Origin of the sequence: Streptomyces sp. NPDC088097 (genome assembly GCF_044741845.1) — a bacterium.
Classification (GTDB): Bacteria; Actinomycetota; Actinomycetes; order Streptomycetales; family Streptomycetaceae; genus Streptomyces.
In genome coordinates this window covers 544,322-557,443 of record NZ_JBIUTJ010000002.1, presented here as the reverse complement: position 1 = coordinate 557,443, position 13,122 = coordinate 544,322, and the positions used below count along the sequence as shown (strand labels likewise).

Below are 13,122 nucleotides of genomic sequence, written 5' to 3'. Positions count from 1 at the left end.
CTCCCTAACGGTGGTGCGTGGTGTCGCCCGCGCCGAGGCACAGCCCGGCGAGGCTGCTCTGGAGCAGGGTGTGGACGAAGAGCAGCTCCGCGCCTCCGGGATCGGGCGCGCCGATCCGGTGCGGGGTCAGCGAGTCGAAGTGGGCGCTGTCCCCTGGCTCCAGGAGGTGCTCGACCTCCCCCAGGTGCAGTCGCAGCCGTCCGGTGAGCACGTACAGCCACTCCTCGCCGGGGTGGACGCGGACGAGGTCGCCCTGGCCGCGCCCCTGGGGGACGCCCACCCGCAGCGCCTGCATCCCGCGTCCGGAGCCGCCCGCCTGCCGGTACGTCCAGCCGTCGGCCTCTCGGGCTCCCGGTCCCCCGCCCCGTACGATGGGATCCGCGACGGCCGGGGTCTCGCCGAGCAGTTCGGAGACGGTCGTGCCGTAGGTGCGGGCGAGGCCGAGCAGCAAGGGCAGGGACGGCAGACGACGGCCGGTCTCCAGTCGCGACAGGTGCGCGGGCGAGAGCCGGGCGCGGGCGGCGGCCGCTTCCAGGGTGAGGCCCGCGCGGCGGCGCAGGTCGCGCAGTTGCGGGGCGACCGCGGGCAGGTCACCGGCGGGGTCGCCGGAGTCCGCGGGCCCCTCGGGATCGGGGTTCATACACCCGATTGAGCCAGAGGTTTACCTTCCTGGCAATTTCCCTTACCTCTGAGGCAAAAGCGCCCGGGTCACGACTCCATGGCGCCCTGTCCGCGGACCGTCTCCACGGTGTCGGCCTGCTCGGCCTCCTTGTCGGGGCGGTGGCGCAGGACTCGGGCGAAGCGCAGGGCGATGCCGGCGGGGTAGCGGGAGGAGCGCTGCAGGCCGTCGTAGGCGATCTCGACCACCAGCTCGGGGCGGACGCGGGCGGTGAACCCGTCGTCCTCGACCGTCAGCTCGCCCAGGCGAACGGTCTGCCAGCGGAGCATCTCGTCGGTCAGCCCCTTGAAGGTCTTGCCGAGCATGACGTACCCGCCGTCGGAGGTCCGCGCGCCCAGGTGGAGGTTGGACAGCAGGCCGGTGCGGCGGCCGTGGCCCCATTCGGCGGCGAGGACGACGAGGTCGACGGTGTGCACTGGTTTGACCTTGAGCCAGCGCTTGCCGCGCCGGCCGGCCTCGTAGGCGGAGTCCAGGGCCTTGACCACGGCGCCCTCGTGGCCCCGGGCCAGCGATTCGGCCAGGAAGCGTTCGGCCTCGGCCGCCTGCGCCGCCGGATCCTCCACCACCAGCCTGCGTACCCGGGAGGCCTCCGGGACGAGCGCGGCCAGCGCGGCGTAGCGCTCGCGGACGGGCAGGTCGAGCAGCACCCGGTCACCCTCGGCCAGCAGGTCGAAGAAGTACGCGGTCACGGGGAGGACGCGCCGGGCCGCCGCCACGTCCGAACGTGAGCCGACCCGGCTCGCGATCTCCTGGAAGGGCACCGGGCGGCCGTCGAGGCCCTGTCCGATGACCTCGCCGTCGAGGATGAACCGGTCGCCCGGCAGGGACAGGGCCAGTTCGGCCACCTCCGGCAGCCGGTCGGTGATCTCGTCCAGGGACCGGGTGTGGATGCGCACCTCGTCGCCGACGCGGTGGACCTGGACGCGGATCCCGTCGAGCTTCTCCTCCACGGCGCAGGGGCCCAGCGCCGTCAGGGCGTCGGTCACCGACCTGGCGGTCCCGGCGAGCATGGGCTGTACGGGCTGCCCCACGCGCAGGGTCACCCCGCGCAGGGCCTCGCTCCCCTCGGCGAGCACGGCCGCCGCGACCCGGGGCAGCGAGCCGTCCAGCATCACGGCCCGGCGCAGGGCGGCAGCGGGCACCCCGGCGGCCGAGGCCACGCCCTCCAGGGCGACGGCGTCCGACGCGCCCTGCCGGACCTCCCCCGAGAGCAGCGCCCGCAGGAAGCGCTGCTCGGGCGCGGTGGCGGCGCCGAGCAGGGCGGCGAGGATCCGGGCGCGTTCGGCCCGGGCCCCCGGCCCGGCCACGGCGGCCAGCTCGGTCACCGCCGCGTCCACCGCGCCGACGGTCAGGGTGGGGGACGGGGCCGGTTCGCTGTCGCCGGCCAGGGCGCGCCAGCCGACGCCGGGGCGGCCCTGGGGCAGCCGCCCGGACAGGTAGGCGACGACCAGGGCGGCCTCGCCGGCGGGAGCCTCCGCGAACAACCCCGCCAGCAGGGCGGTCTTCCGGGAGCGGGCGGAGGTCTCGGCGACCTCGCGGGACACGCGCACGACCTCGGCCAGCAGCATGCCGCCCATCCTGCCGCCGCCGGGCGGCTCCCGCAGTCCGGGACGGGCCCCCGGCGATCTCCCCGCGCGGCTCTCGCGTACCGCGGGCGCGGTACGCGGGAGCCGCGCGGTACTCCCGAAGAAGGGGTCGAGGTCCACCTGGGGCAGCTCGGGCCGGGGCACCGGTGGCCGTAGGGTTCCCGTATGAAGCCACGAATGCCCCGGCGGCCACGTCTGCCCCGGCGGCGCCGCGACCGTCTGCTGGCCGGCGCCGCCGCCCTCGCCGTGCTGGCCGGCGCCGGAACCTGGACGGTGGCCGCCGCGTCCGGCGACGCCCCGGCCGCCCACCGCACGGACCAGGTACTGGAGCGGCCCGGCGCCGGGATCGACACCTCCTACTTCACCGCCGGGGACCCCTCCCGCAAGCGTCCCGCCGTGCTCCTCGGGCACGGTTTCGGCGGGAGCAAGGACGACGTACGGGCCCAGGCGGAACAGCTGGCCCGCGACGGGTACGCCGTCATGACCTGGTCGGCGCGCGGCTTCGGCCGCTCCGGAGGGCAGATCGGGCTGAACGATCCCGAGCACGAGGTCAAGGACGTCTCCGCGCTGATCGACTGGCTGGCCCGCCGGCCCGAGGTGCGCCTGGACGCCGACGGGGACCCGCGCGTGGGCGTGGCCGGGGCCTCCTACGGCGGGGCCGTGTCGCTGCTGGCCGCCGGCCACGACCGGCGCGTCGACGCGATCGCCCCGCAGATCACCTACTGGAACCTGGCCGATTCCCTCTTCCCTCAGGGCGTCTTCAAGAAGCTGTGGGCCGGGATCTTCTTCACCACCGGCACGGCCTCGGGCCTCCAGCCCGGTGGCGGTCAGGCGGCGGCCGGAGCAGGGTCGTCCGGCGGCGCGTCCGCCGGCGCCGCGCCCTCCGGGACGCCGAACGCCGGCCCCACGGGTCCGGGCGCGGCCTCCGCCTGTGGGCGGTTCGAGCCGCAGCTGTGCGCCATGTACGAGCGGGTCGCGGTGGCCGGGAAGCCGGACGCCGAGGCGCGCGAGCTGTTGGAGCGGCGCAGCCCCTCCGCCGTGGGCGACCGGATCAAGGTGCCCACCCTGATCGTGCAGGGTCAGGACGACTCCCTCTTCCCGCTGGACCAGGCCGACGCCATGGCCCGGACCATCGCCGCCAACGGCGCTCCCGTCGCCGTCGACTGGGCGGCCGGCGGCCACGACGGCGGGATGCGCGAGTCCGACCGGGTCGCGGCCCGCGTGTCGTCCTGGTTCGACCGCTACCTCAAGGGCGACGAGGGGGTCGACACCGGCCCGGCGTTCCGCGTCTCGCGCTCCGGCGGCATCGACTCCACCGACGGGCGGGTCACCCTGCGCGGGGCGAGCGGCGACCGCTACCCCGGGCTGACCGCCTCGCCGAAGGAGTTCGCCCTCGCGGGTCGGGAGCAGACCTTCGCCAATCCGGCGGGCGCCACTCCGCCCGCCCTCTCCGCGCTGCCCGGCATCGGCGGCCAGTTGGCCTCCCTCGGCGCCGGCTTCGCGCTGGACTTCCCGGGGCAGTACGCCCGCTTCGACTCGGAGCCGCTGGCCGAAGGGATCCGTGTCACCGGCACTCCGACCCTCACCCTGAAGGTGAGGTCGACGGCTGCCGACGGTTCGGCCGTGCTGTTCGGCAAGGTGTACGACGTGGGGCCCGACGGGCTTCAGCAGGTGCTGCCGAGTCAGCTCGTCGCGCCGGTACGGGTGGAGGACGCCGGTCAGGGTCGCGACGTGCGGCTGCGGTTGCCGGCGATCGACCACGCCGTCGAGGCGGGACACCGGCTGCGACTCGTCGTGGCCGCCACCGACCTCGGCTACGCCTCCCCCGTCGCGCCGGCCTCGTACACGGTCGCGGCGCAGGGGCCGCTGGCCGTGCCCGTCATGGACGGCGTGCGCACGGCGACGGCCGGGCTGCCCGCCTGGGTGTGGTGGCTGCCCCTGGCCGCCGCGGCGCTCGCCGCGGGTCTGCTGGGCATCCGGCGCGGCGGGCCCGCCCGTGCGGCGCGGCCCGACACGGCCGCGGATCCCGCACTGGCCGACGTACCGCTGGACATCACCGGGCTCTCGAAGCGCTACGCCAAGGCCCAGGACCGGTACGCGGTGCGGGACGTTTCCTTCCGGGTGGAGAAGGGGCAGGTCCTCGGCCTGCTCGGGCCCAACGGGGCCGGGAAGACCACCACGCTGCGCATGCTGATGGGCCTGATCACCCCGGACGCCGGTGAGATCCGCGCGTTCGGGCACCCGATCCGACCCGGGGCGCCCGTGCTCTCACGGGTCGGTGCCTTCGTGGAGGGCGCCGGATTCCTGCCGCACCTGACCGGCCGGGCCAATCTGGAGCTGTACTGGCAGGCCACGGGCCGGCCCGCCGAGGACGCGCACCTGGCCGAGGCCCTGGCGATCGCCGGGCTCGGCGACGCCCTGGAGCGGGCGGTGCGCACCTACTCGCAGGGCATGCGCCAGCGCCTCGCCATCGCGCAGGCCATGCTCGGGATGCCCGACCTGCTGATCCTGGACGAGCCGACCAACGGGCTGGACCCGCCGCAGATCCGCGAGATGCGCGACGTGATGATCCGCTACGCGGCGGGCGGCCGGACGGTCATCGTTTCCAGCCACCTCCTGTCGGAGGTGGAGCAGTCCTGCACCCACCTGGTCGTCATGGACCGGGGCCGGCTGGTGCGGGCGGGCGAGGTTGCCGAGATCACCGGCGGCGGCGACACGCTCCTCGTCGCACTGGAGGGCCCGGTCAACGAGGTGACCGTGGAGAAGATCGCCGCCCTGGAAGGGGTGGGCTCCGTGGTTCCGGCGGACGACGGGCTCCTCGTACGGCTCGAAGGGACGACTGCCGCCCGGCTGATCGCCGAACTCGTCCGCCTGGAGGTTCCGGTGGCCGCGGTGGGTCCCCACCGCCGGCTGGAGGACGCCTTCCTGACCCTGATCGGAGGTGCGGCATGAGCACCGTCCAGGAGACCGCGCCCGGCTACCACCCCTCCCGGACGCTGCCGCTGCGCGTGGAAGCACTGCGCCAGTGGCGGCGACGGCGGACGCTGGTGATGGCCGGGGTGCTGGCCGCGCTGCCGTTCGTCATGATCATCGCGTTCGCGGTGGGCGGCGGCCCCGACAACGGTCCGGGCGGCGGCAACGGCCGGGTGTCCCTGATCGACACGGCCACGGCCTCCGGCGCGAACTTCGCCGCCACCTGCCTGTTCGTCTCGGCGGGCTTCCTGCTGGTGGTGCCGGTGGCGCTGTTCTGCGGGGACACCGTGGCCTCGGAGGCCGGTTGGTCCTCGCTGCGCTACCTGCTGGCCTCGCCCGTGCCGAGGGCGCGGCTGCTGTGGAGCAAGCTGGTGGTGGCGCTCGGGTTCAGTCTCGCCGCGATCGTGTTGCTCCCGGTGGTGGCCCTGGCCGCGGGCACGGCGGCGTACGGCTGGGGACCGCTGAAACTGCCGACGGGCGGGGCGCTGCCGGCGGCGGACACGGTGCCCCGGCTCGCGCTGGCCGTCGCCTTCGTCTTCGTGTCGCAGCTGGTCACGGCCGGGCTGGCGTTCTGGTTGTCCACGCGTACCGACGCACCGCTGGGCGCGGTGGGCGGCGCGGTCGGACTGACCATCGTCGGGAACGTGCTGGACGCGGTGACGGCCCTGGGGTCGTGGCGCGAGTTCCTGCCCGCGCACTGGCAGTTCGCCTGGGCCGACGCCCTCCAACCGCACCTGGAATGGGGCGGGATGATCAAGGGCACGGCGGTGTCGGTCTCGTACGCGCTGGTGCTGTTCGCGCTGGCGTTCCGCGGGTTCGCCCGCAAGGACATCGTGTCCTGAGCCCGCTCGCGCACGCCCTCGCCCCGGCGCGGCCCTCCACGAACCGGAGGGCCGCGCCGGGGTGTTCGTGTGCGGGGATGCGTCGGCCGGTCGAGGACGCGTCGGCTATGTGAGGACGCGTACGGGCGCGCCGTCCAGGTAGGCGAGGACGTCCTCGACCGCCTCCCCGTAGTACGTGGCGTAGTTGGCCCGGGTGACGTAGCCCAGGTGCGGGGTGGCGAGCAGGTTCGGGGCGGTGCGCAGCGGGTGGTCGGCCGGCAGCGGTTCGGTGTCGAACACGTCGAGGGCGGCGCCCGCGATCCGCCCCTCGCGCAGGGCCTCCAGCAGCGCGTCCTGGTCGACGATGGCGGAGCGGGAGGTGTTGACGAGGTACGCGTCCGGGCGCATGAGGGCCAGTTCGGGCGCGCCGATCAGCCCCCGGGTGCGGTCGCCGAGGGCGAGGTGGACGGAGACGAAGTCGCTGTCGGCCAGGAGTGCCTCCTTGGAGGGGGCCAGGACGGCCCCGACCTCTTCGGCGCGTTCCTCGGTGAGGTTCGCGCTCCAGGCCGACACCTCCATCCCGAAGGCGAGCGCGACCCGTGCGACACTGCTGCCGATCTTGCCGAGTCCCAACAGGCCCAGGCGGCGACCGTGGAGGTCGGCGCCGACCGTCTGCTGCCAGGGCCCGCCGGCGCGGAGGCCGGCGTTCTCCACGGCGATGCCCCGGGCCAGGCCCAGGATGAGGGCCCAGGTCATCTCGACCGGCGGGGTGGAGGAGCTGGCGGTCCCGCACACGGTCACGCCGACGCGCGCGGCGGCGTCGTGGTCGATGACCGAGTTCCGCATGCCGCTCGCGACGATCAGCCTCAGGCGCGGGAGCCGTTCCAGCACCCGGCCCGGGAAGCGGACGCGTTCGCGCAGGGTGACGAGGACGTCGAAGTCGGCGAGACGGGCGACGAGTTCGTCCTCGTCGTCGAGGTGGTCGGGGAAGGAGACGACCTCGATGCCCCGGTCCGTGACGGCGGACCAGTCGGCGTGGGCGCCCGCCGCCCGCTGGAAGTCGTCGAGGATCGCGCAGCGCAGGACGGCGGTGCCGGGAGCGGGGTCGCTCATGCGGCGGTTCCGGCGACGGCGTCGATCTCCGCGAGGAGTTCGGCCTCCAGGGGGCGGTCGGCGACGGCGGCGTTGGCGCGGACCTGTTCGGCGGAGGTGGCGCCCGCAATGACGGAGGCGCATCCGGGCTGGGCGGAGAGCCAGCCGATCGCGATCTCCAGCAGGGTGCGGCCGTACTTGTCGGCGAGCGCGGCGAGGGCTTCGACGGTGTCGAGGCGCTGCTCGGTGAGGTAGGAGTCGCGGCCTTCGAGTCGGGAGCCGGCCGGGACGGGGGCGCCGCGCCGGATCTTGCCCGTGAGCAGGCCGTTGGCGAGCGGGAAGTACGGCAGGACGCCGAGGCCGTAGTGGCGGGCGGCGGGAACCAGTTCGCGTTCGGCCGACCGCTGGAGCAGGGACCATTCGTTCTGCGCCGAGACGAAGGGGGTCGCGCCGGTCTCGCGGGCGACGTGGGCGGCTTCGGCGAGCTGCCAGCCGCTGAGGTTGGAGTGCCCGATGTAGCGGATCTTGCCCTCGGCGACCAGTTCGGTGAGCGCGGCGAGGGTTTCGGCCACGGGGGTGGCGGGGTCGGGGCTGTGCAGTTGGTAGAGGTCGATGTGGTCGGTGTCCAGGCGGCGCAGGGACTCCTCGACGGCCCGCCGGACGTAGGCGCGGCCCCCCAGGGACCCGGCGGCGCGGCCGTAGCCCATGTCCACGCCGTCGTAGCCGAACTTGGTGGCGAGGACCACCTGGTCGCGGCGGCCCTTGAGGGCCTGGCCGAGGTGCAGTTCGGAGCCGCCGCTGCCGCCGTAGATGTCGGCGGTGTCGAGCAGGGTGATCCCGGAGTCGAGGGCGGCGTCGACGACGGCGCGCGTCGCCTGGGCATCGAGGCGTCCGCCGAAGTTGTTGCAACCGAGGCCTACGGCGGAGACCTGGAGGCCTGAACGGCCCAGGGGGAGATAGCGCATGCGGGTCTTCCTCCACGTTCGTCCTGCACATGATCAACTGAGCAGGTCGAAGTCTAGGTCGCCCGACGGCCCGCTCAGAAGAGGTCGGCGAGGCGCTTGCCGATCTCCCAGGCCTCCCGCACCGAGCACACCCCCAGATCGGGGTCCCGGTCCGCGGCGGCCCGCGCGAGGGCGGGGGTGGCGTAGAAGTTGACCCGGTCGCAGAACACCTCGCGGATGTCGGCGCCGGTGGCCGGGGCCAGGGTCACGGAGGCCTCCGCCGGTGTGAGGTCGCGGATCCCGTCCGGGGTGACGGTGAGGGCGATGGCCTCGCCGGTGCTCGCGCAGCGGCCGGTGACCTTGCTGATCGGCTCCTTGAACACCAGGGGGAACATCAGCACGTCCATCACGCACCACCCGTACACCGTGCGTCCCCGCAGTTCCATGGCGTACGGGCGGGCGGAGTTCAGGGACACGCCGGCGCCGATGATGTCGCCGCTCTGCTCCGGGCCGTCGGTCTCCAGATCGAAGTCCATGCCGTGGAAGCGGTCCAGGACCTCCTCCGCCGGCCGGCCGAGCAGGGCGCCCGCCTTGGCCGGGGAGAGGGGCCCGTGTCGGAGCAGCCCCTCGACGACGACGGCGCCGGCGGCCATGAGCTCGACGCCCTTCGGGGAGGTCCACTTGGCGACCAACTGGTCGGACAGGTCCTGCACGCGGGGGTTCACTCACGTCCTCCTTGCTCACCGCGCCTACGGCCGGCCGGGCACGGGGTCGGGGTTGGGGTCGGGTCCGAACCCAGACTCAGCGTCCGATTCGCCCTGTTTCCAACCTATCGGACGGCAGGCCGACGCGGCGGGCGTGACCTCCCTCACTCCCCCCGGGGTCCGGGGCGCGGGTCGTCCGGGGCGCGGGTCGTCCGGGCCGCCGGGAGCGCCGCGTCAGAGGATCCGGTCCGCTCCTGCGGCGGGGGCGGCGGCCGTGACGCGCGGCGGTCGGAACCCGGCCCGGACGAAGGCGTCCGTGACGGCTCGGGTCACCTCGGCCTCGGCTTCGGCGTCGATCAGGGTCAGGGCGGAACCGCCGAAGCCGCCGCCGGTCATCCGGGCCCCGTACGCGCCCGCGGCCTCGGCGGTGGCGACGGCGAGGTCCAGCTCCGGGCAGGACACCTCGTAGTCCTCGCGCAGGGAGGCGTGGCCCGCGCTGAGCAGCGGACCCGCCTCGCGCAGCCGGCCGGCGCGCAGGGACTCCTCGACGCGCAGGACGCGTTCGTTCTCGGTGACCACGTGTCGCACCCGGCGGCGCGCGACCGGGTCCGCGAGCCGGGACAGGGCCTCCTCCAGCCCGGCGTACGGGAGGTCGCGCAGGGCGGGCAGTCCGAGCGCGGCGGCGGCCCGGTGGCAGGTGGCGCGGCGCTCGGCGTAGGCCCCGTCGGCGAGGGCGTGCCTGACCCGGGTGTCGACGACGAGCAGGCCCAACCCGGCCGCCGCGCAGTCGAAGGGGATGTGCCGCTGTTCGAGGGTGCGGGTGTCCAGGCGCAGGGCGTGCCCCTCGGTGGCGCACGCCGAGGCCATCTGGTCCATCACCCCGCAGGGCACGCCGACGTACGCGTTCTCGGCGCGACGGGCGAGCGCGGCCAGTTCGGGGCTGGGCGGGGTGAGCCCGTGGATGCCGGTGAGGGCGAGGGCGGTGGCCACCTCCAGGGCGGCGGAGGAGGACAGGCCCGCCCCCGTCGGGACCTCGGAGCGGACGTGGAGGTCCGCGCCGCCCGTGAGGTCGGCCGGGAGCCCGGCCTCCAGCAGCGCCCACGCCACTCCGGCGGGGTAGCCCGCCCAGGCGTCGGCGCCGCGCGGCGGTCGGGCCGGGTCGAGTCCGGCCGCGTCCAGGGTGAGGACCCCGGCCCGGACGTCGGCGGAGTGCAGCCTGAGGATCCCGTCGGTGCGGCGGGCCGCGGCCACCTCGGTGCGCTGCGGGAGGGCGAAGGGCAGGGCGAAGCCGTCGTTGTAGTCGGTGTGTTCGCCGATCAGGTTGACCCGGCCCGGCGCCGCCCAGACCCCTTCGGGCGAGTACCCGTACAGCTCCCGGAACTCCCCGGCGGTCCGGTTCACGGGGTCGCCACCTCGCGCAGGCGGGCGGCCGCGTCCTCGGGCCGGACGTCGTTCATGAAGGCCTCCATCCCGGACTCGGTGCCGGCGAGGTACTTCAGCTTGTCGGCGCTGCGGCGGACGGTGAACAGCTCCAGGTGGAGGGCGAAGTCGGCGCGCGCCCGGCCCGGCTCGGTCGGCGCCTGGTGCCAGGCGGAGATGTAGGGGGTGGGGTCGGCCCGGTCGAAGAGCCGGTCGAAGCGGCGCAGCAGTTCCAGGTAGAGCCGGGGGAACTCGGCGCGGGCCGCGTCCCCGAGGGCGGGCAGGTCGGGGACCCGGCGGTGCGGGTAGAGGTGGACCTCGTACGGCCAGCGGGCGGCGTAGGGGACGAAGGCGCTCCAGTGCTCGCCCTCCAGCACCACGCGGGCGCCCTCCGCGCGTTCGGTGGCCAGGACGGAGTCGAAGAGGTTGCCGCCGGTGCGGTCCCGGTGCGCGGCGACGGCGGCGAGCATCCGGGTCGTGCGGGGGGTGACGAAGGGCAGGGCGTAGATCTGCCCGTGGGGGTGGGCGAGGGTGACGCCGATCTCGGCGCCCCGGTTCTCGAAGCAGTAGACCTGGGCGACCCCTTCGCGGGCGGAGAGTTCGACGGTGCGGTCGGTCCAGGCGGCGAGGACCAACGCGGCCCGCTCCTCGTCGAGTTCCGCGAACGAGGTGTGGTGGTCGGGGGTGAAGCAGACCACCTCGCAGCGACCGGTGTCCCCGGCGAGGGAGGGGAAGCGGTTCTCGAAGACGGCCACCTCGTAGTCCGGCGCGGGGATCTCGCTCGCGTGGTCGGGCGTGGAGGGGCAGAGCGGGCAGTCCTTGGTGGGCGGCAGGTGGGTGCGGCCCTGGCGGTGGGAGGCGATGACGACGTGGTCGCCGAGGAGGGGGTCGCGGCGGACCTCGGAGGAGGTCAGGCCGGCGTCGAGGGGGCGGGTGTCGGGTACGGCGCGGGCGGCTCCGTCCGCGGTGTCGAAGTAGAGGATCTCGCGGCCGTCGGCGAGGCGGGTGCTCGTGCGCTTCACGTGCGGATCTTCTTTCACTGGAGGGTGACGACGGTGGCACGGCCGAGGTCGGGCCGGTCGCGCAGCGGGAGTCCGGCGGCGGGGTCGGGGTGCCCCGGCGCGGCTTCGAGTTCGAGGAGGACGAGTTCGTTGGGGCCCTCGCGCCAGAGGGGGGCGGGGGCGTAGAGGGTCCGCTGCGGGCCGCGCGGGGTGTCGTAGTGGCCGAGGAGGAAACCGTTCAGCCAGAGCAGGCCGGCCCCGCGCGCGGAGAGGTCGACGAACCCGTCGGCGGCCGGATGGTCGAGGGTGTGCGTGAAGCGGTGGAAGACGGGCTCGCCCCGCGGCGCGGCGGCGTCGGACCACGACAGGCCGTCGAGGTCGGTGAGCGGCAGCGGTCGCATCTCCCAGTCGAAGAGGTGCTGGTGGCCGTGGCGCACCGCGCGCCAGATGCCCTTGCGGTCGTCGAGCAGCGGCCCGTAGTTGACCCGGCCCTGGGCGCGCACCAGGAGGTCGAGGACCACGCCCGCCTCGCCGACGGGCAGGTCGAGGCCCTCGTCGGGGGTGTTGCGGTCGAGGATGCCGAGGGGGCGGCCGTCGGCGAAGACGTACGCGCGGTCCCCGAGCCCGTCGACGCGGACGGGCATCGCGGGGCGCGGGCCGGAGACGGTGGTGCGGTAGTGGACCAGGCCGTGGCTCTGGCCGAGCTGTTCCATGGACTCGGGGGCGGGGCGCAGCACGGGCGGCCCGGCGAGGAGGTCCAGGGCTCCGAGGAGCGGGGCGGAGCCGGCCGGGAGGGCGTGGGCGGGGGCCATCCGGGGCGGGAGCGTGGGCAGCGGTTCCTCGGGGAGGGGGAGGTACTTGCCGATGACCTCGCGGAACGCGTGGAACTTCGGGGTGAGTTCGCCCGCCTCGCCGATCGGGGCGTCGTAGTCGTAGCTGGTGACGGTGGGCTGGTAGCCGGGGTCGCCGGGGCGGGAGCCGGTGTGGTTGGCGCCGGCCCAGAAGCCGAAGTTGGTACCGCCGTGGGCCATGTAGAGGTTGACGGAGGCGCCGGTGGCGAGGAGTTCGTCGAGGGAGTCGGCGGCGTCCCGTACGTCGCGGACGTGGTGGTCCTCGCCCCAGTGGTCGAACCAGCCGATCCAGAACTCCATCGCGGTCAGGGGGCCGGTCCGCTGGTAGCGGCGCAGGGTGGCGAGTCGTTCGGCGGGGCGCGCGCCGAAGGTGGCGGTGGCCAGCCGGCCGGGGACCGAGCCGCCTTGGAGCATGGCGTCCTCGGGGCCGTCGGCGGTGAACAGGAGGCAGTCGAGGCCGCGTCCCAGCAGGGCCCCTTCCACGTGGGCCCGGTAGCGGACGTCGTTGCCGTACGAGCCGTACTCGTTCTCGATCTGGACGGCCACCACGGGACCGCCGCGACTCGCGAGCAACGGAAGCAGCTCGGGGACGACCAGGTCGAACCAGCCGTCGACCTCGGCGAGGAAGCGGGGGTCGGCGCAGCGCAGGCGCAGGCCGTCGATGGCGAGGAGCCGGGCGGGCAGGCCCCCGAAGTCCCATTCGGCGCAGATGTAGGGGCCCGGGCGGACGATGGCGTCGAGGCCGAGGTCCTGGGCGGTGCGCAGGAAGCGGGCCAGGTCGCGCGGACCGGTGAAGTCGGCCTTGCCGGGGGCGCTCTCGTGGAAGTTCCACGGGACGTACGTGTCCACGGTGTTGGCCCCCAGGGCGCGGAGCCGTCGCAGCCGGTCCTCCCAGAGGTCGGGGTGGACCCGGAAGTAGTGGAGGGCGCCCGAGACGATGCGGTGGGGGCGGCCTGCGCGGCGGAATCCGTCCTGGTCGTGCGTGAGCATGCGCTGACTCCCGAGAGAGGTCGAGATGCCGTGAGGTGCCGGACGTCGCCGAATATATGAAC

At 74.7% G+C, this 13,122-nt stretch carries 10 protein-coding genes; 2 read left to right on the top strand and 8 right to left on the bottom strand.

What is annotated here, in order from left to right:
* Nucleotides 1–4 precede the first annotated feature (4 nt).
* On the bottom strand, nucleotides 5–640 hold the full coding sequence (locus ACIOD1_RS08465) for a helix-turn-helix domain-containing protein (RefSeq protein WP_365617092.1): 636 nt from the start codon (nucleotides 638–640) through the stop codon (nucleotides 5–7).
* A 68-nt stretch (nucleotides 641–708) separates the two neighbouring features.
* Nucleotides 709–2,247 carry an ATP-dependent DNA ligase gene (locus tag ACIOD1_RS08460; RefSeq protein ID WP_365617527.1) on the bottom strand — a complete coding sequence of 513 codons (1,539 nt, stop codon included), beginning with the start codon at nucleotides 2,245–2,247 and terminating at the stop codon, nucleotides 709–711.
* 183 nt (nucleotides 2,248–2,430) lie between these two features.
* On the opposite strand from ACIOD1_RS08460, the gene ACIOD1_RS08455 reads away from it, so the two are divergent.
* Together ACIOD1_RS08455 and ACIOD1_RS08450 are read left to right on the top strand one after the other, a co-directional pair.
* Nucleotides 2,431–5,217: an alpha/beta fold hydrolase gene (locus ACIOD1_RS08455; protein ID WP_401901053.1), complete on the top strand. Its 2,787-nt coding sequence runs from the start codon at nucleotides 2,431–2,433 to the stop codon at nucleotides 5,215–5,217.
* Nucleotides 5,214–6,080, top strand: coding sequence for an ABC transporter permease (locus tag ACIOD1_RS08450; protein ID WP_365617096.1), 867 nt, complete (start codon nucleotides 5,214–5,216; stop codon nucleotides 6,078–6,080). The genes ACIOD1_RS08455 and ACIOD1_RS08450 overlap by 4 nt, the downstream gene beginning before the upstream one ends.
* A gap of 105 nt (nucleotides 6,081–6,185) precedes the next feature.
* On the opposite strand, the gene ACIOD1_RS08445 is transcribed toward ACIOD1_RS08450, so the two are convergent.
* From ACIOD1_RS08445 to ACIOD1_RS08420, 6 genes are all read right to left on the bottom strand, one after another.
* Nucleotides 6,186–7,172 (bottom strand): D-2-hydroxyacid dehydrogenase family protein, encoded by a 987-nt coding sequence (locus tag ACIOD1_RS08445; RefSeq protein ID WP_365617098.1) that lies wholly within the window; start codon nucleotides 7,170–7,172, stop codon nucleotides 6,186–6,188.
* On the bottom strand, nucleotides 7,169–8,116 hold the full coding sequence (locus ACIOD1_RS08440; protein WP_401901051.1) for an aldo/keto reductase: 948 nt from the start codon (nucleotides 8,114–8,116) through the stop codon (nucleotides 7,169–7,171). Before ACIOD1_RS08440 ends, ACIOD1_RS08445 begins: the two co-directional genes overlap by 4 nt.
* A 74-nt stretch (nucleotides 8,117–8,190) precedes the next feature.
* Entirely contained in the window at nucleotides 8,191–8,820 is a 630-nt protein-coding gene (gene merB / locus ACIOD1_RS08435; RefSeq protein ID WP_365617101.1) for an organomercurial lyase, read from the bottom strand.
* A gap of 213 nt (nucleotides 8,821–9,033) precedes the next feature.
* Nucleotides 9,034–10,200 (bottom strand): galactokinase, encoded by a 1,167-nt coding sequence (galK, locus tag ACIOD1_RS08430; RefSeq protein WP_401901050.1) that lies wholly within the window; start codon nucleotides 10,198–10,200, stop codon nucleotides 9,034–9,036.
* Nucleotides 10,197–11,240: a galactose-1-phosphate uridylyltransferase gene (galT, locus tag ACIOD1_RS08425; RefSeq protein ID WP_401901048.1), complete on the bottom strand. Its 1,044-nt coding sequence runs from the start codon at nucleotides 11,238–11,240 to the stop codon at nucleotides 10,197–10,199. Before galT ends, galK begins: the two co-directional genes overlap by 4 nt.
* Before the next feature lie 14 nt (nucleotides 11,241–11,254).
* Nucleotides 11,255–13,060, bottom strand: a complete 1,806-nt coding sequence (locus ACIOD1_RS08420; RefSeq protein WP_365617106.1) for a beta-galactosidase family protein — start codon at nucleotides 13,058–13,060, stop codon at nucleotides 11,255–11,257.
* Between the last annotated feature and the right edge of the window lie 62 nt (nucleotides 13,061–13,122).

Coding starts and splice junctions, on each gene's coding strand:
- ACIOD1_RS08445 (WP_365617098.1), bottom strand. CDS start 7,172: ATGAGCGACCCCGCTCCCGGCACCGCCGTCCTGCGCTGCGCGATCCTC.
- ACIOD1_RS08460 (WP_365617527.1), bottom strand. CDS start 2,247: ATGCTGCTGGCCGAGGTCGTGCGCGTGTCCCGCGAGGTCGCCGAGACC.
- ACIOD1_RS08465 (WP_365617092.1), bottom strand. CDS start 640: ATGAACCCCGATCCCGAGGGGCCCGCGGACTCCGGCGACCCCGCCGGT.
- ACIOD1_RS08440 (WP_401901051.1), bottom strand. CDS start 8,116: ATGCGCTATCTCCCCCTGGGCCGTTCAGGCCTCCAGGTCTCCGCCGTA.
- ACIOD1_RS08420 (WP_365617106.1), bottom strand. CDS start 13,060: ATGCTCACGCACGACCAGGACGGATTCCGCCGCGCAGGCCGCCCCCAC.
- ACIOD1_RS08455 (WP_401901053.1), top strand. CDS start 2,431: ATGAAGCCACGAATGCCCCGGCGGCCACGTCTGCCCCGGCGGCGCCGC.
- ACIOD1_RS08450 (WP_365617096.1), top strand. CDS start 5,214: ATGAGCACCGTCCAGGAGACCGCGCCCGGCTACCACCCCTCCCGGACG.